Here is a 22287-nt window from a genome sequence, read left to right on the forward strand (position 1 = left end):
CAAGGCGTGGTGCTTGCGGCGGCAGACCGGTGATCCTAATTTGCAGTCATGTCCCATGATCATGATCACGACAACGAGCTCGACCCGTTTGCAGCGCGGGTGCGCGCGCTGGAAACCATCCTCACCGAAAAAGGCCTGATCGATCCGGCGGCGATCGATGTCATCGTCGACACCTATGAGACGAAGATCGGACCACGCAACGGCGCCAGGGTGGTGGCGAAAGCCTGGAGCGATCCGGCCTATGCCGACTGGCTGAAGCGCGATGCGACGGCGGCGATCGAATCGTTGAGCTACACCGGCCGCCAGGGCGAGCACATGCAGGCGGTGTTCAACACGGAAGAGACGCACAACCTCGTCGTCTGCACGCTGTGCTCCTGCTATCCGTGGTCGGTGCTTGGGCTGCCACCTGTCTGGTACAAGGCACCGCCCTATCGCTCGCGGGCGGTGATCGATCCGCGCGGCGTGCTTGAAGAGTTCGGGCTGACGTTGCCGGCGGAGAAAAAAATCCGCGTCTGGGATTCGACGGCCGAGCTGCGCTATCTCGTGGTGCCGATGCGGCCGCAAAACACCGAGGGCTGGAGCGAGGAACAGCTCGCCGAACTGATCAGCCGCGATGCGATGATCGGGACAGCGGTGGCGAAAGCACCGGCATGAACGGGCCACAGGATCTCGGCGGGCAGATGGGATTCGGGCCTGTCGCGCCGGAGAAGAACGAGCCCTATTTCCATGCCGACTGGGAGAGGCGGGCCCTGGGCGTGACACTGACCGCCGGCGCCATGGGCGCCTGGAACATCGACGAGAGCCGGCATGCGCGCGAATCGCTGCATCCCGCCGTCTACTATGCATCGAGCTACTATCAGATCTGGATCAAGGCGTTGGAAGTTCTGTTGAAGCGCCATGGCTTTGTCAGCGAGCGCGATCTCGCCGCCGGCAAGGCAGTCGATCCGGCGGCGACGCCCAAAAGGGTGTTGAAGGCCGAAAGCGTGCCGGCGGTGCTGGCCGAGGGCGGGCCTTGCGACCGGCCGGTTGCCACGCCGGCACGGTTCAAGGCTGGCCAGCCCGTGCGGACGAAGAATTTCAATCCGACCGGGCACACAAGGCTGCCGCGCTATGCGCGCGACAAGCAGGGTGTGATCGAGGCCGTGCGCGACGGATTTGTCTTCCCCGACAGCAACGCGCATGGGCAAGGTGAAAACCCGCAATGGGTTTATACCGTGGTCTTCGACGGCTCGGAAATCTGGGGTGAAGGCGCCGACCCGACGCTGAGCGTCTCGATCGATGCCTGGGAGAGCTATCTTGAGCCGGCATGAAGGCGCATTGCCGGATGATATCGACGAGCCGGTGTTTTCAGAGCCATGGCAGGCCGAAGCCTTCGCCATGACGGTGGCGTTGCACGACAAAGGCCTGTTTTCGTGGAGCGAATGGGCCGATTCGCTGTCGGCGGAAGTGAAGAAGCCGGGCGCCGCAAGCGATGGCCACGATTACTACGAGCATTGGCTGGCGGCGCTGGAGAAACTGCTGGCGGCTAAGGGCGTCGCCGGGAAGGGCGATGTCGACACGCTAGCCGCTGCCTGGGAACGCGCCGCGCATGCGACGCCGCATGGCAAGCCGATCCTGCTGGAGAATGATCCCGGGCTCTAGGTCGTTGCTCACAGGCTCGTTTGTTCCCTTTACGTTCCGATGTGCGCCTGATAGTTTGCGCCTCTGGCGGCGGCGCCATCTTCGGCATTGATGGTGACGGCCTTGTCTTTCCCTTGCGAATCCGGTCTCTCGCGCTGATGGAATTCTCTCCCCAACAGGATGAGGCATTGAAGGCGGTTGCGCGCTGGCTCAAGGAGGGCCGGCCGCAGATTTTTCGGCTGTTCGGCTATGCCGGCACCGGCAAGACGACGCTGGCGCGCTATTTCGCCGAACATGTCGACGGGCAGGTGCAGTTCGCCGCCTTCACCGGTAAGGCGGCGCAGGTGCTGCGCTCCAAGGGCGCGGTCAATGCCCGCACCATCCATTCGCTGATCTATAGGCCGAAGGGCGAGGAATCGGTTGCCGACGAGGTGACCGGCAAGACGTCGATGTCGCCGACCTTTTCGCTCAACCGGCAAAGTCCGATCTCGCGCGCCAAGCTGGTGGTCATCGACGAATGCTCGATGGTCGACGAGCAGCTCGGCCGCGACCTCCTGAGTTTCGGCACGCCGATCCTGGTGCTTGGCGATCCGGCGCAGCTGCCGCCGATATCGGGCGGCGGCTTCTTCACGGAGCACGAGCCGGATGTGCTCTTGACCGAAATCCATCGCCAGGCGCGCGACAATCCAATCATCCAGCTGGCGCTCGATGTGCGTGAGGGCCGCGAGTTCATGCGCGGTGACTACGGAACCGCGCAGGTGATCGGCAAGGAGGACGTCACCCAGGAGCTGGTGCTCAAGGCGGACCAGGTGCTGGTCGGCACCAACCGTACGCGGCGCCGTTACAATCAGCGCCTGCGCGAGCTGAAAGGCTTTAATGCCGACTACCCGCAGGCCGGCGACAAGCTGGTCTGCCTGCGCAACGACCCCGCCAAGGGCCTGCTCAACGGTTCGCTGTGGAAGGTGATGACCTCGTCGCGCGAGACGGTGAAGCCCGGCATCAATCTGCTGGTCTCGCCGGAAGAGGACGATCCCGACCGCGGCGTCGCCAAGATCAAGCTGCTCAAGTCGGCGTTCGAGGATCCGGACGCCGATATCCCCTGGCAGCAGAAAAAGCGATTCGACGATTTCGACTATGGCTACGCGCTGACCGTGCATAAGGCGCAGGGTTCGCAATGGAACGACGTGGTGCTGTTCGACGAGAGCTGGGCGTTCAAGGAAACCCGCCAGCGCTGGCTCTACACCGCGATCACGCGGGCGGCAGAGCGGCTGACCATCGTTAGGTAGCTGGCGTCAGGTAGCAGCTGGCGTAGCAGGGCTGAGTGGCGTCGCGCCCAGCCACGCCCAAGCGTCTGCTTCATCCTCGGCCTTGAAATGCCGGAACTCGATGGGTGATGAAGCCGGAAGGAAAGCCTGCGCATCCGCTATCCAGTTCGGCTCGCCGATCGTTGCGCACCGGGCGATATGTTCCAGGGCGTGCACCGTACCCTGTTTCAGCGTCTCGTCGGCGACATCCGTCCAGTCGACGCCCTCATGATCGACCAGTCGCATCAACACGTCGATCCTTGGGTGAAGCGCATAGGCCGCCTCCAGCAATCCAAACAGATTTTCACCGTCGGCGGCCGAGATATGGCCGACAACGTCGATGGCGAAAAGATCCTCACGGTCGGTTTCGATACGGCGGATCGCGGGCACGGATTGGAGAAAATTCATCGGCTGGTCCTCCGCTAGAGCGTTTCGCTGTTTCGCGGAAACGGCGACCAGCTCTAGCTCTTTGATTTGACGCAGTTCCCAAGGGAAAGCGCTACGCGGTTTTCCCGGGAAAACCGTGTGACACTTTTCCTGGAACTGCTCTCGCAGGGCACATACCTGACTGGAACACCCGAAACCCCCTGTCTGTTCCCATCAAAGGCAGTATAGATGCGCTGCCAAAACGCCCCCGGACCGGACCCAAAACCATGCCAGCCAAGCTTTCCGTCAATCTCAACGCCATCGCCATGCTGCGTAATCGCCGCGACCTGCCATGGCCGAGCGTCACCGGGCTCGGCCGCCTGGCGCTGGCCGCCGGCGCGCACGGGCTGACGGTGCATCCGCGGCCCGACGAGCGCCACACCAGGTATTCCGACCTGCCGGAGATCCGGGCGCTGATCGATGACGAGTTTCCCAAGGCCGAATTCAACATCGAGGGCTACCCGACCGAGGATTTTCTGGTGCTTGTGGAAAAGCACCAGCCCGAACAGGTGACCCTGGTGCCCGACGATCCGGCGCAGGCGACCTCCGACCACGGCTGGAACTTTGCCGTCGAGGCGGCGTTCCTTAACCCCATCGTCAAGCGCCTGAAAAAGGGGGGCTTTCGCGTGTCGCTGTTTTCCGATCCGGATCCCGCCGGCGTCAATGCCGCGCGCGACACCGGCGCCGACCGTATCGAGCTTTATACCGGACCTTACGGCAGCTTCCATTCCGATTCCGCCAAGGCGCAGAAGGAGCTGGAAAGATTGGGAAAAACCGCCGATGCCGCACTCGCGGCCGGGCTCCAGGTCAATGCCGGGCACGATCTGGTGGTGAACAATCTGCCGGCGCTGGCAAAGCGCATCCCGGCATTGGCCGAAGTGTCAATCGGACATGGGTTGACAGCCGATGCGTTGGAGTATGGCATGGCCGGCACGGTGGGGCGGTTCCTTAAGGCATGCGGATGGTAGAGGGCAGATGGCTGGCATTACCGCATATCAGCCATTACGTGAGGGCACTTGATATTGCATCGCAGCAAGCGTAGAGCACCGCGCGCTTATCGGAGTGTCGTCCATGGCCCTTACCAATAGTGGTAGTGAGGCAGAACCCGTCGAACAATCGAGTCATCCCGAAATCGAACAGCATAGCACCAAGGTGCTGATGCTGGGCGCGCTCGGCGTGGTCTATGGCGACATCGGCACCAGCCCGATCTACGCGTTCCGCGAGGCGCTGGTGGCGTCGTCCGGCGGCGAAGTCGCCGACCGCGGCGATATTCTGGGTGTGCTGTCGCTGATCATCTGGTCGCTGACGATCATCGTCACCATCAAATACATCAATTTCGTGTTGCGCGCCGACAACCGCGGCGAGGGCGGCGTGCTGTCGTTGATGGCGCTGGCGCGGGGCAGTTTCCCGACACGATCGGCGATCATCCTGGCCATCGGCATTGTCGGTGCATCGCTGTTCTTCGGCGATGCCGTCATCACGCCGGCGATCTCGGTGCTGTCGGCGGTCGAAGGCATGAATGTCGTCACGCCGACCTTCCAGCCCTATGTCGTGCCGCTGACGCTGGTCATCCTGGCGATCCTGTTTTCGGTGCAACGTTTTGGGACCGGCGGTGTGGCGCTGATCTTCGGTCCGATCACCGCGGTCTGGTTCCTGGCCATCGGCCTTTCCGGCCTGAACCACATCATCGCCGATCCGGAAATCCTGTGGGCGGTCAGCCCGCACTACATCGTCGCCTTCCTGATCAATTCGCCCGATGTGGCCTTCGTCACCATCGGCGCCATCTTCCTCGCCGTCACTGGCGCCGAGGCGCTTTATGCCGATCTCGGCCATTTTGGCCGCAAGCCGATCGTGCTCGCCTGGCTGGCCATCGTGTTCCCCTGCCTGCTGCTCAACTATGCCGGGCAGGGCGCTTTCGTGCTGGCCAAGAACGGCGTGGTCGGCCATCCATTCTTCGAGATGAACGAAGGCTGGACGCTGATCCCGATGGTCGTGTTGGCGACGGCGGCGACGGTTATCGCCAGCCAGGCGGTCATATCGGGCGCTTTCTCGCTGACCCGGCAGGCGGTGCAGCTCAACATGCTGCCGCGTCTTGAAATCCTGCATACGTCGGAACGGCAGTCCGGCCAGATCTACATGCCGCGCGTCAACCTTTTGCTGGCGCTGGTGGTGATGCTTTTGGTGGTCGGCTTCGGCGAATCGAGCAAGCTCGCCTCCGCCTACGGCATCTCGGTCACCGGCAACATGCTGGTGACGACGGTGCTTTTGTTCGTCGTCATGACGCGCATCTGGAAATGGCGGCTTTGGGTAGCAGTGGCGATGACAGCGGTGTTCGCGTTCATCGATGTCGGCTTCTTTGCCTCCAACATCGTCAAGGTGTTCGAAGGTGGCTGGGCGTCGCTGGCGGTGGCCTTCACCATCGTGCTCGCGATGTGGACCTGGGTGCGCGGCAGCCGCTATCTGTTCGACAAGACCCGCCGCAACGAAATCCCGCTCGATTTCCTCGCCGGCAATCTGTTGAAGAAGAAACCGCAGCTGGTGTCCGGCACCGCCGTGTTCCTGACCAGCGATCCGCAAAGCGCGCCGACCGCGCTGATGCACAGCCTGAAGCACTACAAGGTGCTGCACGAGCAGAACGTCATCCTCTCGGTGGTGACGGCGCCGCAGCCGCTGGTGCCCGACAGCGAGCGGGTCAAGATGGAGACGGTCAACGAGCTGTTCATGCGAGTGACGCTGACCTTCGGCTATATGGAACAGCCCAACATTCCGCGCGCGCTGGCGATCTGCCGCAAGCAGGGTTGGAAGTTCGACATCATGACGACCTCGTTCTTCCTGTCGCGGCGTTCGCTCAAGGCCTCGCCCAATTCCGGCATGCCGGTGTGGCAGGACAAGCTGTTCATCGGGCTCGCCCGCACGGCGGCCGACGCGACGGAATATTTCCAGATCCCCACGGGGCGCGTGGTCGAGATCGGCACGCAGGTGGCGATCTAAACAAAAGGCCGCGCCCCCGTGGGCACGGCCTTTGTCATGGCGTCGGGACACGGTCTTCAGCCAGCCAAGGCGGCCTTGTTGGCCTCAAGGAACTGCTTGAGCGTTTGCGGCTTCCTGCCGGAGAGCGTTTCGACAGCGTCCGTCACCATGTCGATGCGGCCGGAGCGCGTGTTGGCGTCGAAGGAAACGATGACGCGAGCGAAATCCTCGGGGACGCCGGCCGCCTTCACGCCTTCGGTCAGCGCCTCGTCAGGCAGTTGAATGACTTCCAGCTTCTTGCCGGTGACGTCGCTGACAAGGGCGGCGATTTCGGCCGTCGTATACGCCTGCGGGCCGGTCAGCGTGTAGGTCTTGCTGTCGGTCGAGCCGGAAGCAAGGCCGGCGGCGATCGCTGCTGCCATGTCGTCGCGTGCGCCGTGGGCGATGCGGCCTTCGCCGGCGGACGTATACCAGCGTCCCAAGGCGATCGCGTGCGGCAGTGCCAGGAACAGGTTCTCCTGGTACCAGCCGTTGCGGAAGATCGTATAGGGAATGCCGCTCCCCTTGATGGCCTGCTCGGTGCTGTAGTGGTCATCGGCAAACAGGACCGGCGATACCGGCTCCGGATTGGGCATCGAGGTGTAGAGCAAATGCGAAACGCCGGCGTTTTTGGCCGCGGCGACGGCATTCTCGTGTTGCTTCAGGCGCCTGCCGCTTTTGAGATCGAGATCGCCGGTCGAAATGATCAGCACCTTGTCGGCGCCCTTGAATGCGGTTTCCAGCGAGGCCGCGTCGTTGAAGTCGGCGGGCCTGATGATGACGCCGCGCGCCGCCAGATCGGCCAGGCTTTCGGGATTGCGCGTGGTGGCGATGATCCGCGCCGGTGGAATTTTATGCGTGTCCAGGAGATAGCGGATGACGCCGCGGCCAAGCTGGCCGGAGGCGCCGGTGACGAGAAGGGTTTCGGTCATCGGGAGATCCTGATTTTGCGCCGATGTGGCGGGTGCTCTGGTGGTCTCAAAAAGAGACCAGCACTAAAATAGGAATTGACCCGGTGCCGTAAAGAAGGCAGTTTTTCGGGAGGTAGGCACGCGCAGGGAACCAGCCATGGACGGCAAGGTCATCAATCTGAAATCGAAGATGGAGATCTACAAAGCGATCAGCGGCGGCGGCAATATTGCCAATTGTCCGGTTCGTGATGTCATCCAGGGCGTCAGCGGCAAATGGAGATCGCTACTGATGATGGCATTGGCTGAACAACCCTATCGCTTCGGCGAGTTGCGGCGCCTTGTGCCCGACATTTCGCAGCGCATGCTGACCCAGACGCTGCATGATTTGCAGCGCGATGGCTACGTGCATCGTGAGGTGTTCCCGACCAAGCCACCGGGCGTTGAATACAGCCTGACCGATCTCGGGCGCTCGATGTTCGGCGCGTTTCATCAATTGATTCTGTGGGCCGAACGCAACCATGATGCGGTGCGCGACGCGCGGGCTGCCTTCGACGCTGGTGGCTGATATTTTGGCGCATGCCGCAATGGCTTGATTTGGCAGGGCCGCTGAAGGATTGTCCGGCCATTGGTTGGGCGGGCAATGAAAAAATCTCTCGACATCGCGATTGCCGGCGCCGGCCCGGCGGGGCTGGCCACGGCGCTCTACTTGAAGCGCGCCGGCCACAACGTTACCGTCTTCGAACGGTTCGATGAGCCGAAGCCGGTCGGCTCGGGACTGATCCTGCAACCGACCGGGCTGAGCGTGCTTGCCGATCTCGGCCTGCTCGACGACATCCTGGCGCTGGGCAGCCGTATCGAGCGTTTGCATGGCGCCGATGCCTCGACCGGCCGCATGGTGCTTGCAGTGCGCTACGATGCGGAGCCCGGCGGTCGCTTTGGCCTGGCGGTGCACCGGGCGGCGCTGTTCAACGTATTGTTTCGCGCCGCGCAGCGCCAAGACATCGCCATCGAAACCGGCGCCGAGATCGAGACGCTGGACGTTGGCGAGCGAGCGCACCTGATCTTCGACAATGGCCGTAAGGCAGGGCCGTTCGACCTTGTCGTCGACGCCAGCGGCTCGCGCTCGAAGCTGCGCCAGTGTCTCAACGATCCGGCCGAGCCACGGCCGCTCACCTATGGCGCGTTCTGGGCGTCGCTCGGCTGGCGCGACGGGTTCGACGAAAATGCGCTGCTGCAGCGCTACGACAAGGCCAGCGTGATGATCGGCGTGCTGCCGATCGGCCGGCCGCAGTCGGGCGCCGAAAAGATGGCGGCGTTCTTCTGGAGCCTGAAGCCGGCGGATGTCGAGAGCGTGCGCGCGGCGGGGCTCGGCGCCTGGAAGGCGAGGTTGGTCTCGCTGTGGCCGGAATGCGAGGCGTTCACCAACCAGATCGACAGTTTCGATCAGCTGTCGCTGGCGCGCTATGGCCACCACACGATGAAACTGCCGGCGGGACGGAGGCTGGCGGTGATCGGCGACGCCGCGCATTCGACCAGCCCGCAGCTTGGGCAAGGCGCGAACATGGCGCTGCTCGACGCCGCGGCGCTCAGCCATGCCTTGGCAAAGACGGGCAACGTCGAAGCAGCGCTGGAAACCTACGCCCGGGCGCGGCGATGGCATGTCCGGGTCTTCCAGTTGCTGTCGCTGGCGCTGACGCCGTTCTACCAGTCGGACGGCACGATGCTGCCATTCTTCCGTGACAGGCTGGTGGCGACCATCGCAAAGATCCCGCCAGTGCCAGGCGTGCTCGCCTCGATGGTGGCCGGAACGCTGATCGACCCGTTCAGGCGGATCGGGCTAAAGGAGGCAGACTGGCCAGATCATCCGGCTGGATCAAGGTCGAGAGAAACGAATTTTTCGCCCGCAGGAATTGACTCAGCCGCTGCGGATAGTCGGGTGCCACGGCGGCCTTGATCGAGGCGCGTTCGCTCAAAGCCTTGCGCCATGCCTGGACCAGCGGCTTGCCGTCCAGCAGGCCGAAACTGCCGATCCGGTCGAAGGCGTCGAGATAGCGGAAGACCGGGCCGTAAACGGCATCGACGAGGCAAAAGCGCTCGCCGTCGAACCACAGTCCGGCCTTGTCGGCCAATTCGTCCTCCAGGCGATCGAACATGGCTGACAGCGCTGCGGATTCCGCCAGGAAGGCTGCCTCAGTCGACGCCGAGTAGAAGCGGCCGATGGTGTTCAATGTTGCCGAGCCGAACTCAATCCAGGCGCGATGCCGGGCGCGGGCGCGAGCGTCGGCAGGGTGGAGGGGATTGGCCTGCGTCTCCTCCAGGAATTCGAGGATGACGGCAGATTCGAAGATCACCGTCTCCTCGCCATTTGCCTGGACGATGAGCAGCGGCACTTTGCCCAACGGCGAGATCGCCTTGAACAAGTCCGGCTTGTCGGCGAGGTCGATGGTGACGCGTTCGAACGGCACGTCCTTCTCGGCCAACGAAATCGCGGCGCGCTGGACATAGGGGCACAGATGATGGCTAACGAGAATGAGCTTGTCGGTCATGTCACTCGCCCCAGACATAGTTTAACGAACCGTCCTCGACGCGCGTCGACAGGAACATCAGGCGGGATGCTTTTGGCGCCGGACCCTCGAGCCGGTCGCCTGATGCCATGTCGAAGGCGGCGCCGTGCCATTGGCAGACCAGCTTGCCGTCCTTGCAGTCGAGCGGCCCGCCGAAATGCAAACAGACATTGGCGGCGGCGCGGATGCGATCACCGCTGCGCCAGACATGGACCTCGCGGCCGAAGAACGGCGCGATCAGGCTGCCTGTCGGCGGAATATCGGCGAGTTTGCAGATTTCGTGTTTCATGGGATTCCTCGGGCGATTGATGCAATTGCATTAATATAGATGCAGATGCATTGATCGTCAAGCTTGATGCAATTGCATCTATCGTCTAGGATGAGCCATGACCAAAACAGCCACGCCTTCGCCCGAAGCCATCAAGGCCTGGGCGCGCCTGATGCGGGTTTCACGCCAGCTCATCGAACAGGCTGAAGAGGCTTTGAAGGACAGCGGCTTGCCGCCGCTCGCCTGGTACGACGTGCTGCACGAGCTTGCAGAGGCGGGCGAGGGCGGGCTGCGACCGTTCCAGCTGATCGAGCGCACGCTGTTTGCGCAGTACAACATCTCACGGCTGCTGGCGCGGCTCGAGGCCGACGGACTGGTCGAAAAACTGAAGGCGGCCGATGACGGACGCGGTCAGACCATCCGCATTTCGGCCAAGGGCCGTGAGACGCGGCGGCGGATGTGGGCGGTCTACGGGCGCTCGATCATGGAGCTGGTTGGTGCAAAGCTCTCGGCGGACGAGTTGCGCACGGTGTCGGCATTGCTCGGCCGTCTGCGCCTGCCGCCTGCAACGGACTGAGCACGCCGCGCTGCGGGCCTCTGGCTGTCAGGCCGGATGGCTGCCCCAGAGAAAGGCCAGCGTCGCCAGCACACCCAGTCCGGCGCGCATCAGGTGCAGGCTGCCCCATTTGACGATCAAGGCCCTGGCTTGCGGATTGTCGGCACTTGCGTCCATCGCCTCCAGCACCTTGTTGGTCGGCATCATCACCATCAGCGTCCACGGCCAGGGCAGGATGATCAACACAGCGCCGAGCAAGAAGGCGAAGCCACCGGTCTGCCACCAGGCGATCAGGCCGAGAAGGAAGGCAACGATGGCGATCGATGCCTGCATAGCCGCGCCGCGCTTGTAGGAAGGCTGCCATTCCCTGAGCAGCGCCTTATCGTCGAGGCCAAGCCGCGCCGGTTGCTCTGCGACGCTGACATAGATCGCGGCGCCGGAGAATGCGGCAGCGACCGTCAAGGCAAGCAATCCGGTCAGCATCTTCGTTCCCCGAGGGCAGGCGTGAAGTGAACTGTCCGAACAGAAATAGGGGCTTGCAAGGCCAAGGACAATACGCCATAGAGGTGCCGAACCGTAACGTACGGTACGCCTGCCGCATTTGCCGGCCGGCAGTGCCCGAGGAACAACCGTGTTGCAGGCAAACGCCGACATCGACACCAGCGCGATGCTGACGGAGCGGCAGAAGGCCGTTCTCGACGCGGCCTTGCGCCTGCTGGTCGAGGAGGGTGACAACCTGACTATGACCGCGGTGGCGCGCCGCGCCAGCTGCTCCAAGGAAACGCTCTACAAATGGTTCGGCGACCGCGATGGGCTGTTGACGGCGACGGTTCAGTGGCAGGCCTCGAAAGTGCGTGTCGTGCCGGTCGACGGCGAGAGGCTCGATCTCACTTCGCTGACGGCAAGCCTCGAAGGTTTCGCTTCTGACTGGCTGAAGGTGATTTCGAGCGACACTTCCATCGCGCTGAACCGTGTCGCTGTCGGCCACGCCGGATCCGGCAAGGACGATCTCGGCGCCATCGTGCTGGAGAATGGCCGATTCGCGCTGGCCAGGCGGCTGAAGCCGGTGCTGCTTGCCGGCAAGCAGGCCGGGTTGCTCGATTTCGCGGATGCCGAAACGGCGTTCCGCAGCTTTTTCGGGCTGGTCGCCCGCGACGTGCAGATACGCTTGCTGCTCGGCGACCGGCTGGAATTGACTGAAGCGGCGATCGGCGGCGATGCCGTCCGGGCAACGCAACAGTTTCTCGCTCTTTTCGGAGCAAAAACCGGGCCGCAAGGCCTCTGATTCATAAAACGGGAAGGAAGACCAAAATGCGTGTCTATTACGATCGCGACGCCGATCTCAACCTGATCAAGGGCAAGAAGGTCGCCATCATCGGCTATGGCAGCCAGGGCCGGGCACATGCGCTCAACCTCAAGGATTCCGGCGCCAAGGAGATCGCCATCGGCCTCAAGGCCGGCTCGGCGACCGCCAAGAAGGTCGAGGCCGACGGGCTCAAGGTGATGAGCGTGGCGGACGCCGCCAAATGGGCCGACCTGATGATGATGGCGACGCCCGACGAGTTGCAGGCCGACATCTACAGATCAGAAATCGCGCCGAACATCCGTGACGGTGCCGCAATCGCCTTCGCGCACGGCCTCAACGTGCATTTCGGCCTGATCGAGCCGAAGGCTTCGGTTGACGTCGTCATGATCGCGCCGAAGGGCCCCGGCCACACGGTGCGCGGCGAATACCAGAAGGGTGGCGGCGTGCCGTGCCTGGTCGCCGTCAACCAGGACGCTTCGGGCAATGCGCTCGATCTCGCTCTGTCCTACGCCTGCGGCGTCGGCGGCGGTCGTTCGGGCATCATCGAGACTAATTTCCGCGAGGAATGCGAGACCGATCTGTTCGGCGAGCAGGTGGTTCTGTGCGGCGGTCTGGTTGAACTGATCCGAGCCGGTTTCGAGACGCTGGTGGAAGCCGGCTACGCACCGGAAATGGCCTATTTCGAGTGCCTGCACGAGGTCAAGCTGATCGTCGACCTGATCTATGAAGGCGGCATCGCCAACATGAACTACTCGATCTCGAACACCGCCGAATGGGGCGAATATGTCTCGGGCCCGCGCATCATCACCGCCGAGACCAAGGCCGAGATGAAGCGCGTGCTGAAGGACATCCAGACCGGCAAGTTCACCTCTGAATGGATGCAGGAATATCGCGCCGGCATGTCGCGCTTCAAGGGCATCCGCCGCAACAATGACAGCCATCAGATCGAGGAAGTCGGCGCCAAGCTGCGTGCTATGATGCCCTGGATCTCGAAGAACAAGCTGGTCGACAAGGCAAAAAACTAATTCGCGATTTCAGCGTTGAACAGCAAAGCCGGCGGAGTGATCCGCCGGCTTTTTCGTCAGTTCGCTGCGTAAGGGCACTCAGCCATAGTGCCAGTGCGGCTTCGGCTCGGTGCCGGTGAACTCGACGCCGATGCGGTCGTCGCGGCGCCAGCGCACGATGGCCTTGTAGCCGATGCCGTCGACCGGCACATACAGCAGGAACTCGTCCGGCACGCGCGCGTCGATCGGCACTTTCAGCTCGGCGCCGCCTGCATGCATGTTGCGCACCGTGCACGTGATCTCGGAATTGGTGATGCCGGTCAGGATCGTCGCGCCTTTCAGCACGCGCGCCCGGTGTTTGTTTCTCAATTCGTCGTCGGCCATGACGGCACGTCCTTCGCGACCGGATCGGCGCGATCGTCAGATGAGGGAACCGTATCATGGATAGGCTGAGCCGATAAACATATGGTTAGCGACGATCGTCTCCAGGCCTCTCTCCCAAATGGAAACGGCGCCGCGATGGGCGGCGCCGTTGTGCATTGTCGCCTATAGTTCAGCTATAGGGCGACCAGCATTGCTGGCGCGGGCCATTGTAGGGCTGGAACGTGTTGTCCCAGGACCGGTAAGACCGGTAGCGGTCATAGCACCACTGGACATGGGCGCTGGAAAGACGCTGCGTACGATAATAGCGGCGGGGCGCCGGCTGCACGTAGTAGCCGTCATTGTAGTAGCGGTTATTATAGTAGCCGTTGTTGTAGATGCTGCCGAGGCCGAGACCCAGGCCGAGGCCGAGAACCGCGGCGGCGCCGCTATCAAAATCGCGGCCGTGACGATGGCGATGATGGCGCCAGCGCCAGTTGTCGCCGCCATCCCAGTTGCCGCCATTATTCCAGTTGCCGTTGTTCCAGTTGCCTGACCGGGAAAAGCGACGGCCGTCGTGGCGGCGCCACCGCCAATCGTTAAAGGAGCGGCGGTCATTGCCGCCCGCCCAGTCGTCGCGAACCGGCGTGACCGTCGGGGCTGCTGTGCTTGTCGGCACAGACAGGTTTGGCTGCAGGATCGGGCCGGCGGCGGACGGCGCCGTGAGACCCGAGACGAGACCGAGCGCTATCAGCCCGGATTTGACCGTGGAAGAAAAGAGCGAGTTCATTGCACTCTCCAATCGATACAGGCCCCACGCCCAGAATACCCCAGGGAAGAAGCCTATTGATGGAACTTTCCATCTGAACGGAGGATGAACAAAAAGGTTCCATCAACCCAGGCGAGCAAGGGCGAAGCCCTTGTTTTCGACGCCGCTTGCAGGCAAAGGTCACGGCCATGTCGCTACGCCTCGCTACCTTCAATGTCGAAAACCTGATGAACAGGTTCGATTTCTCCGGCTACCGCAACCAGCTCAACGAAGACCGCACGCTGGCGCTTTTCGACATCCAGAGCGAGGCCGAATACAGGATGCTGGAGCAGGCGCGCGCCATCGCGCAGTCCGACGATACGCGCCAGCTGACGGCGCTGGCGATAGCTGCCACGCGCGCGGACATCATCTGCATGCAGGAGGTCGACAATATCGAGGCGCTGAAGGCCTTCGAATATGGCTATCTCTTCAAGATGGTGGGTGAGGGCTACCGGCAGAAATACACCACCTCCGGCAATGATTCGCGCGGCATCGATGTTGCCGTGATGATGCGCAACGAGACCGCGCAGGGCCAGCCGATCGAATTCGTGCGCATGACCAGCCATGCCTATGTCACCTTCGAACAGTTCGGCCTGTTCACGCCGGAACTGGCCGAACTCGGGCATCAAGCCAATGAGCGCATCTTCCGGCGCGACTGCCTCGAGGTCGACATCAAGGTCGGCGGCGTGCCGCTGACGCTTTATCTCGTGCATTTCAAATCGATGGGCTCGCCGCGCAACGGGCTCGACGGTCGCGAAGCGACGATGCCGATGCGCGTCGCCGAGGCACAGGCGGTACGACACATCATCGAGGAGCGCTTCAGCAAGGATCACGCCGCCGACAAGCGCTGGGCGATCTGCGGTGACATGAACGACTACCGGCAGCGGGTGAAGATCGAGGGCGACGCCGTCGACGGTTACCGCTTCCAGGTGATCGACGAGAGCCAGTCCTGTCTCAATGTGCTTACCGCCGGCGGCTTTTGCGAGAATGTCGTCGAGCGGCGGCCGGAGATGGACCGCTGGAGTTTCTATCACACGCGCGGACCGAAGGAGCGGCATCTGTGCCAGCTCGACTACATCCTGTTGTCGAAAGGGCTGGCGGCGAAGAATGCGACCGCCGTTCCCGACATCATCCGCAACGGCCAGCCCTGGCGCACCATCTTTCCGGCCGGCCAGGCGGTGGAACGCTTTCCACGCGCCGGCTGGGACCGGCCGAAGGCCTCGGACCATTGTCCGGTGGCGATCACCCTGGACATGGCCTGAGCGTGAGTTTCGACCTGCCGCGCAACGTCATCCTGCCGGTCGATGAAATCGACGTTCGGCTCGACCCGGGCCCGCATCCGTTCGAGCGCGACAATGCACAGGCCATCACTGATAACTGGCGCCGGGAAATCGCTGCCAAGCCGGCACTGTTCGACGGCACCGTGGTGCTGCTCTCGGCGCTCTCCTGGGGCGACAACCATCTCGTCGGGCGCTGTCACGCGGTGAAGTATTCGACCTTCATGCTGTGGCGCAAGAACCGGCAGGGGACCGGCGCCGAGCACGCCTATGGCCACGCCATGCTGGTCGCCGGCGACAATGCGCTGGTGGCGATCCGCATGGGCTCGCACACGGTCGGCGCCGGCAGTGTCTATTTCGCCGCTGGCTCGTTCGAGCCGATCGATTTTCGCGACGGCCGCGTCGATGTCGATTTCAACATGATCCGCGAAGTGCGCGAGGAGACCGGGCTTGACCTGACAGGCGCCGCGCGCGGCAGGCGCTACCATGCGCTGTCGACTTCGACCGGCACGGTTCTCTTCCGCCGCTACCACGTCGATGCGCCGGCCAGTGAGATCGCGCGGCGCATCTCGGCCTTCGTCGCCACCGAGGCCGATCCCGAGATCGAAGGACCGGTGATCATCCGCCATGCGGAAGATCTGCCGGAAGGGCTGGCGCCGCATATGAAGCCGCTGATCGAGTGGCATTTTGCCAACGGTGGCGAGGACCCCTGACCTGTCACGGAAACAGCGGCGGCAGCGTCTCCTGTGACTCGCTTTCCCGAGGTTCAGAGATCGCTGCCGGTTGCGGCCGGGTCGGGGCGCCGTCGTCCTTGTAGTAGTAGCTGTAGCCGTTGATCGCCGGCGCGCCGCCGAGATGCGCGTAGAGAATTTTTGACCCCTCGGGGAAGAAGCCCTTGCGGGTCAGATCGATCAGGCCCTGCATCGACTTTCCCTCATAGACCGGGTCGGTGATCATGGCCTCGGTGCGGGCCGCCAGCCGGATCGCGTCGTTGGTCTCGTTCGAGGGAACACCGTAGGCCGGATAGGCATAGTCGGGGTTGATGACGATTTCGTCGTCGCGCACAGCGCGGCCGAGTCCGACGAGGGCGGCGGTGTCATCGACGATGCGCCGGACCTGGGCGCGGGTCTGGTCCAGTGTCCCCGAGGCGTCGATGCCGATCACGCGGTCGGCGCGACCTTGAGCGGCAAAGCCGACGACCATGCCGGCCTGCGTCGACCCGGTCACCACGCACACGATGATGTAGTCGAAGGTAAAGCCGAGTTCGGCTTCCTGGTTCGCCACCTCTTCGGCAAAGCCGACATAGCCCAGCCCGCCGAATTTGTGCACGGAGGCGCCGGCCGGGATCGGATAGGGTTTGCCGCCGGCGTCCTTCACCGACTGGATGGCGTCCTCCCAGCTCTTGCGGATGCCGATGTCGAAACCGTCATCGACAAGCCGGCTGTCGGCGCCCATCAGCCGCGTCAGCAGGATGTTTCCGACCCGATCGTAGACCGCATCATAATGGGGCACCCATTTCTCCTGGATCACCACGCACTTCATGCCGATCTTGGCGGCGGTCGCGGCGACCATGCGGGTGTGGTTCGACTGGACGCCACCGATCGACACCAATGTGTCGGCGCCGGAGGCAATGGCGTCCGGCACGATGTATTCGAGCTTGCGCAATTTGTTGCCGCCCATGGCGAGCCCGGAATTGCAATCGTCGCGCTTGGCGTAGACCTGCACTTTGCCGCCCAGCGCCGCGCTCAGCCGCGGCAGATGCTCGATCGGCGTCGTGCCGAAGGTCAGGGGATAACGTTCGAACTTTGCGAGAAGTGACATCGATCTGCCTCCGCCATGGTCGTTTTCGGTCGGCTGAAGATAGGCGCAGTTATGCGAAAGGTGCTCTCGAACTTGCGTCAAGGGTTTTTACATGCTTCACAAATGAGCGATCTGGTTGCCCAGATCATCCATGAAGGATCATCGAAATGGAAGAATCTTCCACACAGGCTCTTGACCGGATCGACATGAAAATCCTGCGCGCCCTTCAGGCCGAGGGACGGCTGACCAATGCGGAGCTGGCGGCCCGCGTCAATGTCAGCGCCGCCACCTGCCATAGGCGCACGCAACGCCTGTTCGAGGAGGGTTTCATATCAGGGGTGAGGGCGGAAATCGCGCCGGTCGCGGTCGGCCTTGGCGCGCTGGTGATGGTCGGCGTCGTGCTCGATCGCTCGACACCGGAAAGCTTCGCCGCTTTCGAAGCGGCTGTGCTCGAGCTCAAGGAGGTGCTGGACTGCAATCTCGTGGCCGGCGACTTCGACTATCTCCTGAAGATCAGGGTCCGCGACATGGCGGATTTCAACAAGCTGCATGGGCAAAAACTGATCGCGTTACCAGGCGTTCGGCAAACCCGGACTTTCTTCGTCATGAAGGAGGTCAAGGAGAATGCGCGACTGCCGTTCTGACAGGCTTCAAGCGTAGCTCAGCGTTGCGCTTTTTGCTGCGCCGCCTTGCGATCGCTGCGGGCTGCGGCGACAAACAGGATTAAGCCGAGACCCAGCAGCCCACCCATCGCGGTCCCCATCGTCTGGCCGACGACCGCCTGGAAATCGCCGGTGACGGTGGAGCTGATCTGGCGCTTATTCGTGCCGCAGCGCGTCGATCGGATCGAGCCTGGCGCCGCGCAGTGCCGGGAAGAAGCCGAACACCATGCCGATCAAAGCGGAAAAGCCGACGGCGAGCAGGATGACTGCCGGGCTTGGCGCGAACGGTATGGTCAGCGCCGCCGAAGCGAGGCCGGCCAATGCCAGGCCGATCAGGATGCCGATGATGCCGCCGAGCAGCGACAGGACCGTCGCCTCGACCAGGAACTGGATGAGGATGTGCTTTTCATGCGCGCCGATGGCGAGCCTGATGCCGATCTCGCGCGTGCGTTCGGTCACCGACACCAGCATGATGTTCATAATGCCGATGCCGCCGACCAGCAGGCTGACGCCGGCCACCGCGCCCAGCATGCCGGTCATGGTGGTGGTGGCGCTGGCCATGGCGTCGGCGATCTGGGTCATGTCGCGGATCGAGAAATCGTCTTCGCGGTCGGGCGTGATGCGCCTTGTGTCGCGCAAGATGTCCTCGACGCGCGGCTGCAGTTCGGTGGTCGGCGTGCGGTCGTCGGCAGCGACGTAGATGTTGTCGATGTCGCGATTGCCGGCAATGCGCCGCTGGTAGGCGGCAAGCGGCATCAACACGACATTGTCCTGGTCCTGGCCAAAGCCGGTGTAGCCCTTGGGTTCGAGCAGGCCGATGATCTTGCACGAGGTGCGGTTGACGCGAATGATCTCGCCATCGGGCTCGCCGGCGCCGAAGAACTGCTGGCGCACCGTCTCGCCGATCAGGCACACGCCGGTGCCGGAGCGTGTCTCGGAATCCGAGAACGGCCGGCCGGAGACCAACTTCCAGTCGCGGGCGTCGAGATAGGCGCTGTCGGTGCCGGTGACGCCCGAGGTCAGGCTCTCGGTGCCGAAGATGACGCGGACTTGTTTCTGCGAAGCCGGCGCAATGGCGCGCGCTCCGGTCAGATGCGCGACGAGGGCTGCAACATCCTTGTCGGCCAGCGGCCGCACCGCCTGGTCGAGACCTCCCGGCCCGCCAGTGCTTGCAGGGCGGCCAGGGCGCACGACCAGCAGATTCGAGCCAAGCTTGGCAATGTCGGACTTGACCTTGGCCGTGGTGCCGGAGCCGATGGTCAGCATGGCGATGACGGCGGCGACACCGATGACGATGCCGAGCAGCGTCAGGAACGAGCGCAGCACATTGCGGCGGATGGAGCGCAGCGACAGGCGGACGGTTTCCCAGATCACGGTTAGGCCACTTCCAGTTTCGAGGAATCGGAAGCGACGTGGCCGTCGAGGAAGCGGATGGTGCGCTCGGCATAGTCAGCGACGTCGGCCTCGTGGGTGACCATGGCGATGGTCAGGCCGAGGTCGCGATTCAGCCGCGTCAGCAGTTCCATGATCTCGTGTGTGCGGGCGGTGTCGAGATTGCCGGTCGGCTCGTCGGCGACGAGCAGCGTCGGCCTGGTGACGATAGCGCGGGCGATCGCCACGCGCTGCTGCTGGCCGCCGGAGAGTTCGGCCGGCGTGTGATGCTCGCGCCCGACAAGACCGACCTCGGCCAGCGCCTGCATGGCAAGGTCGCGGCGCTCGCGGGCAGGCGCGCCGCGATAGATCAGCGGCAGCTCGACATTTTCCGCCGCAGTGGTGCGCGGCAACAGATTGTAGCCCTGGAAGACGAAGCCGATGTAGAGATTGCGCAGAAGCGCGCGGCGGTTGCGGTCGAGCCGGCCGGCATCGATGCCCATGAAGGAGTAGGTTCCAGCGGTCGGCGTATCGAGGCAGCCGATGATGTTCATCGCCGTCGACTTGCCCGAACCGGACGGACCCATAATGGCGACGAATTCGCCGCGCTGGATGGCAAGGTCGACGCCGGCCAGCGCATGCACTTTGGCTTCGCCTTGGCCATAACTCTTCCAGACCGTGTCGAAGCCGATGAGGGCAGCATTCGCGGCCACGGCGTCAGCTCCGCAGCTGTGAGGCGGTGATCACCTGAGCGCCTTCGTCGAGGCCGGACGTGATCTCGGTCAGTTCGCCGTCGGTGGAGCCGATCTTGACGTTGACCGGATGCGGCCGGCCGTTCTCCAGCAAATAGAGCGTGCGTGAGCCGTCGGTGGGCACCGCCACCTGCTGGCGGCGGTCGCCGCCGGGGCGGCCCATGCGGCCGGTAAACAGGTCGCTCAGGCTCAAGGCGCGGGCGGCTTGCTGTGCCGGCCGATAGCGGAAAGCGGTGGAGGGCACGGTGAGTACGCCCTTGGCCTGCCTGGTCACGACCGAAACGGTGGCGGTCATGCCGGGCCGCAGCAGCAACTCATTGTTATTGACCTCCAACCGCGCATTGTAGGTGACGACGCCGTCGGTGGTGACCGAGGCGTAGGAGATGTCGCGGATCTCGGCGTCGAACGGCCGCTCCGGAAAGGCATCGACGGTGAAACGTGCATGCTGGCCGGCCTTGACCGCGCCGATATCGGCTTCGTCGACCGCCGCCACCAGTTCCATGTTTCTGAGATCGGCGGCGATGATGAACAGCACCGGCGCCTGCAGCGAGGAGGCGACCGTCTGGCCGGGGTCGACCGAACGCGTCAGCACGATGCCGTCGATCGGCGCGTAGATGGTGCTCTTGGCAAGGTCGGTCTGCTGCGCCTTGAGGTCGGCCTGGGCGATGGCAAGATTGGCCTCAGCACTGTCGAGCGCTGCCTTGGAGCGGTCGCGCGTGGCGGTTGCCGCCTCGAGCGACTGGTCGGTGGCCATGCCGCGCTTGGTCAGTTCGGCGGCGCGCACCAGCGCCTTCTCGTTCTCGGCCAGCGTTACCGTGGCGTCCTCGACATTGGCGGCCGCGGCCTTGGCCGAGGCCTCGGCGCGCTCGATCTGGACCTCGAGCTTCACCGTGTCGAGCGTCGCCAGCACGTCGCCCTTCTTGACCTGCTGGTTCTCCTCGACGGACACCGAACGGATGATGCCGGAGAGCTCGCTCGATATGTCGACCTGGGTGAGCGGCTGCAGCGTGCCGGTCGCCGACACCGCGACGGTAAGATCGGCAATTGTGGCCGGCGTGGTGGTGTAGTCGATCTTGGCGGGAGAGCCGGCATACCATTGGTAGCCGGCGAGGCCAGAGGCAACCGCGATCAGCGCCAGCAGCGCGTAAAGCCAGCCGCGGCGGCGCTTCTTGCGCACGCCGTTCTGGTCTAGCCCAAGTGCCGCTTCGATGGCGGAATCCGATTCCGTCTTTGGCAGATTGACAAGCTGGTCCACGCTGGACCCCTATGAAAGCGTAATGTCCCTATAGATGCACAGATCAGGCTTAGCGGTTCGAATATCAAATTAAATTTCGGCCATGTTCGGATTGAGGCGGAAGGTTTTCCAAGATGCAGACGCGCAATTACTTGCTTTATGATGTGTTTACGACGGAACGGCTGGCCGGGAATCCGCTGGCTGTCGTGCTGGATAGCAAAGGTTTGGACACGGCCGCCATGCAGGCCATTGCGCGCGAGTTCAACCTGTCCGAATCGGTCTTCGTGCTGCCGCCGGACAATCCAAAACATCGCAACCGCATCCGCATTTTCACGCCCGACTATGAAATGCCGTTTGCCGGCCACCCGACCGTCGGCGCGGCGATCGCGCTGGCCGAACTGGCAGGCGAGGGCGAAGCCGGCATCTTCGTGCTGGAGGAGAATATCGGCCCGGTGCGCTGCGCCGTCAGCCGGCACGATGGCGCCACCTTTGCCGAGTTCGACCTGGCGAAACTGCCGGAACCGCTAGAGCTCGATGCCGATCCGCAAGCGATTGGCGCAGCCCTTGGCCTGGCGCCGCATGAAATCGGCTTCGAGAATCATCTGGTGTCGTTCTGGTCCGCCGGCGTGCCTTACGTGACCATCCCTGTCGCCAATCTGGAGGCTGCGGGCCGGATCAAGCTGGACAACCAGGCCTGGTCGGAACTCGCGCCGCGCAAGAGCGAATGGGCCTTCGCCAGCCCGTATGTCTATTGCCGCCAGACGGTGAACCACGACAGCGCCTTCCATGTCCGCATGATCGTGCCGGGCACGCCGTCCTACGAAGATCCGGCGACCGGTTCGGCGGCAGCGGCCTTTGCCGGCGCCATCATGCATTTCGACGCGCCAACCGACGGTATTTCGCAGCTGTGGATCGAGCAAGGGCTGGAGATGGGCCGCCCGTCGCGCATCCGCCTCGAACTCACTGTCGAAGGCGGAAAACTGGCCTCTGCGCGCATCGGCGGCCATGCCATCAAGGTGGCGGAAGGCAAGCTGTTCGTCTGACCGCCTGCGGCA

Annotated in this window: 25 protein-coding genes and 1 pseudogene; 15 read left to right on the forward strand and 11 right to left on the reverse strand. The window is 63.4% G+C overall.

All coding sequences use genetic code 11. The features are described from left to right. Positions 1-48: 48 nt before the first annotated feature. The 4 genes from nthA to H0241_RS02495 all read left to right on the forward strand — a co-directional run bounded on the left by nthA (position 49) and on the right by H0241_RS02495 (position 2906). The gene (gene nthA, locus H0241_RS02480) at positions 49-654 is read left to right on the forward strand and encodes a nitrile hydratase subunit alpha (protein ID WP_181055841.1); all 606 of its coding nucleotides are present in this window, start codon (positions 49-51) and stop codon (positions 652-654) included. Next, the gene (gene nthB, locus H0241_RS02485) at positions 651-1310 is read left to right on the forward strand and encodes a nitrile hydratase subunit beta (RefSeq protein WP_181055842.1); all 660 of its coding nucleotides are present in this window, start codon (positions 651-653) and stop codon (positions 1308-1310) included. Before nthA ends, nthB begins: the two co-directional genes overlap by 4 nt. After that, entirely contained in the window at positions 1297-1641 is a 345-nt protein-coding gene (locus H0241_RS02490; protein WP_181055843.1) for a nitrile hydratase accessory protein, read from the forward strand. The genes nthB and H0241_RS02490 overlap by 14 nt, the downstream gene beginning before the upstream one ends. 137 nt (positions 1642-1778) lie before the next feature. After that, positions 1779-2906, forward strand: a complete 1128-nt coding sequence (locus tag H0241_RS02495) for an ATP-dependent DNA helicase (protein ID WP_112565033.1) — start codon at positions 1779-1781, stop codon at positions 2904-2906. Positions 2907-2912: 6 nt separating this feature from the next. Here the strand turns inward: H0241_RS02495 and H0241_RS02500 are convergent, their stop codons facing one another. Continuing rightward, positions 2913-3332 (reverse strand): SpoIIAA family protein, encoded by a 420-nt coding sequence (locus H0241_RS02500; protein WP_181055844.1) that lies wholly within the window; start codon positions 3330-3332, stop codon positions 2913-2915. Between the two features lie 245 nt (positions 3333-3577). On the opposite strand from H0241_RS02500, the gene H0241_RS02505 reads away from it, so the two are divergent. Both H0241_RS02505 and H0241_RS02510 read left to right on the forward strand, forming a co-directional pair. Beyond that, positions 3578-4318 carry a pyridoxine 5'-phosphate synthase gene (locus tag H0241_RS02505; protein WP_181055845.1) on the forward strand — a complete coding sequence of 247 codons (741 nt, stop codon included), beginning with the start codon at positions 3578-3580 and terminating at the stop codon, positions 4316-4318. A 103-nt stretch (positions 4319-4421) separates the two neighbouring features. Continuing rightward, complete coding sequence (locus tag H0241_RS02510) at positions 4422-6341, forward strand: potassium transporter Kup (RefSeq protein WP_181055846.1); 1920 nt, start codon at positions 4422-4424, stop codon at positions 6339-6341. A 56-nt stretch (positions 6342-6397) separates the two neighbouring features. Here the strand turns inward: H0241_RS02510 and H0241_RS02515 are convergent, their stop codons facing one another. Next, positions 6398-7291: an SDR family oxidoreductase gene (locus tag H0241_RS02515; protein ID WP_181055847.1), complete on the reverse strand. Its 894-nt coding sequence runs from the start codon at positions 7289-7291 to the stop codon at positions 6398-6400. Positions 7292-7427: 136 nt separating this feature from the next. On the opposite strand from H0241_RS02515, the gene H0241_RS02520 reads away from it, so the two are divergent. Together H0241_RS02520 and H0241_RS02525 are read left to right on the forward strand one after the other, a co-directional pair. Beyond that, positions 7428-7835 carry a winged helix-turn-helix transcriptional regulator gene (locus H0241_RS02520; protein WP_181055848.1) on the forward strand — a complete coding sequence of 136 codons (408 nt, stop codon included), beginning with the start codon at positions 7428-7430 and terminating at the stop codon, positions 7833-7835. A gap of 75 nt (positions 7836-7910) precedes the next feature. Further along, positions 7911-9224 carry an FAD-dependent oxidoreductase gene (locus tag H0241_RS02525; RefSeq protein WP_235983882.1) on the forward strand — a complete coding sequence of 438 codons (1314 nt, stop codon included), beginning with the start codon at positions 7911-7913 and terminating at the stop codon, positions 9222-9224. Here H0241_RS02525 and H0241_RS02530 read toward each other — a convergent pair. Next, positions 9121-9816 (reverse strand): annotated as a pseudogene (locus tag H0241_RS02530) (glutathione S-transferase family protein); the annotation flags it as partial. The gene H0241_RS02525 and the pseudogene H0241_RS02530 sit on opposite strands and share 104 nt — an antisense overlap. A 1-nt stretch (position 9817) precedes the next feature. After that, positions 9818-10123, reverse strand: coding sequence for a Rieske (2Fe-2S) protein (locus tag H0241_RS02535; protein WP_181055850.1), 306 nt, complete (start codon positions 10121-10123; stop codon positions 9818-9820). Positions 10124-10220: 97 nt separating this feature from the next. On the opposite strand from H0241_RS02535, the gene H0241_RS02540 reads away from it, so the two are divergent. Continuing rightward, a complete protein-coding gene (locus tag H0241_RS02540; RefSeq protein ID WP_181055851.1) occupies positions 10221-10679 on the forward strand; it encodes a MarR family winged helix-turn-helix transcriptional regulator in 459 nt (152 codons plus the stop codon). A 27-nt stretch (positions 10680-10706) separates the two neighbouring features. Here H0241_RS02540 and H0241_RS02545 read toward each other — a convergent pair whose 3' ends face one another. After that, positions 10707-11138, reverse strand: a complete 432-nt coding sequence (locus H0241_RS02545; protein WP_181056152.1) for a DUF1772 domain-containing protein — start codon at positions 11136-11138, stop codon at positions 10707-10709. Positions 11139-11325: 187 nt separating this feature from the next. On the opposite strand from H0241_RS02545, the gene H0241_RS02550 reads away from it, so the two are divergent. Together H0241_RS02550 and ilvC are read left to right on the forward strand one after the other, a co-directional pair. After that, complete coding sequence (locus H0241_RS02550; RefSeq protein ID WP_181056153.1) at positions 11326-11943, forward strand: TetR/AcrR family transcriptional regulator; 618 nt, start codon at positions 11326-11328, stop codon at positions 11941-11943. 26 nt (positions 11944-11969) lie between these two features. Continuing rightward, on the forward strand, positions 11970-12989 hold the full coding sequence (gene ilvC, locus H0241_RS02555) for a ketol-acid reductoisomerase (RefSeq protein ID WP_181055852.1): 1020 nt from the start codon (positions 11970-11972) through the stop codon (positions 12987-12989). Between the two features lie 78 nt (positions 12990-13067). On the opposite strand, the gene H0241_RS02560 is transcribed toward ilvC, so the two are convergent. Both H0241_RS02560 and H0241_RS02565 read right to left on the reverse strand, forming a co-directional pair. Next, a complete protein-coding gene (locus H0241_RS02560) occupies positions 13068-13352 on the reverse strand; it encodes a PilZ domain-containing protein (protein WP_181055853.1) in 285 nt (94 codons plus the stop codon). 169 nt (positions 13353-13521) lie between these two features. Continuing rightward, complete coding sequence (locus H0241_RS02565) at positions 13522-14118, reverse strand: BA14K family protein (RefSeq protein ID WP_181055854.1); 597 nt, start codon at positions 14116-14118, stop codon at positions 13522-13524. A 167-nt stretch (positions 14119-14285) separates the two neighbouring features. Between H0241_RS02565 and H0241_RS02570 the strand changes: the two genes are divergently transcribed. Both H0241_RS02570 and H0241_RS02575 read left to right on the forward strand, forming a co-directional pair. Beyond that, positions 14286-15398, forward strand: a complete 1113-nt coding sequence (locus tag H0241_RS02570; RefSeq protein WP_181055855.1) for an endonuclease/exonuclease/phosphatase family protein — start codon at positions 14286-14288, stop codon at positions 15396-15398. A 2-nt stretch (positions 15399-15400) separates the two neighbouring features. Continuing rightward, the gene (locus H0241_RS02575; RefSeq protein ID WP_181055856.1) at positions 15401-16126 is read left to right on the forward strand and encodes an NUDIX hydrolase; all 726 of its coding nucleotides are present in this window, start codon (positions 15401-15403) and stop codon (positions 16124-16126) included. Positions 16127-16130: 4 nt separating this feature from the next. On the opposite strand, the gene H0241_RS02580 is transcribed toward H0241_RS02575, so the two are convergent. Next, on the reverse strand, positions 16131-17234 hold the full coding sequence (locus tag H0241_RS02580; protein WP_181055857.1) for a 1-aminocyclopropane-1-carboxylate deaminase: 1104 nt from the start codon (positions 17232-17234) through the stop codon (positions 16131-16133). Between the two features lie 146 nt (positions 17235-17380). Here H0241_RS02580 and H0241_RS02585 point away from each other — a divergent pair, with 146 nt between their 5' ends. Next, the gene (locus H0241_RS02585; RefSeq protein ID WP_181055858.1) at positions 17381-17857 is read left to right on the forward strand and encodes an Lrp/AsnC family transcriptional regulator; all 477 of its coding nucleotides are present in this window, start codon (positions 17381-17383) and stop codon (positions 17855-17857) included. A gap of 174 nt (positions 17858-18031) precedes the next feature. On the opposite strand, the gene H0241_RS02590 is transcribed toward H0241_RS02585, so the two are convergent. The 3 genes from H0241_RS02590 to H0241_RS02600 are packed head-to-tail and all read right to left on the reverse strand — an operon-like array spanning position 18032 to position 21253. Then, positions 18032-19249: an ABC transporter permease gene (locus H0241_RS02590; RefSeq protein WP_181055859.1), complete on the reverse strand. Its 1218-nt coding sequence runs from the start codon at positions 19247-19249 to the stop codon at positions 18032-18034. 2 nt (positions 19250-19251) lie between these two features. Next, positions 19252-19959, reverse strand: coding sequence for an ABC transporter ATP-binding protein (locus H0241_RS02595; RefSeq protein WP_181055860.1), 708 nt, complete (start codon positions 19957-19959; stop codon positions 19252-19254). A gap of 4 nt (positions 19960-19963) precedes the next feature. Beyond that, the gene (locus H0241_RS02600; RefSeq protein ID WP_181055861.1) at positions 19964-21253 is read right to left on the reverse strand and encodes an efflux RND transporter periplasmic adaptor subunit; all 1290 of its coding nucleotides are present in this window, start codon (positions 21251-21253) and stop codon (positions 19964-19966) included. 113 nt (positions 21254-21366) lie between these two features. Here H0241_RS02600 and H0241_RS02605 point away from each other — a divergent pair, with 113 nt between their 5' ends. Then, positions 21367-22275 carry a PhzF family phenazine biosynthesis protein gene (locus H0241_RS02605; protein ID WP_181055862.1) on the forward strand — a complete coding sequence of 303 codons (909 nt, stop codon included), beginning with the start codon at positions 21367-21369 and terminating at the stop codon, positions 22273-22275. Positions 22276-22287: the final 12 nt, after the last annotated feature.

Source organism: Mesorhizobium neociceri (assembly GCF_013520985.1).
Lineage (GTDB): Bacteria > Pseudomonadota > Alphaproteobacteria > Rhizobiales > Rhizobiaceae > Mesorhizobium > Mesorhizobium neociceri.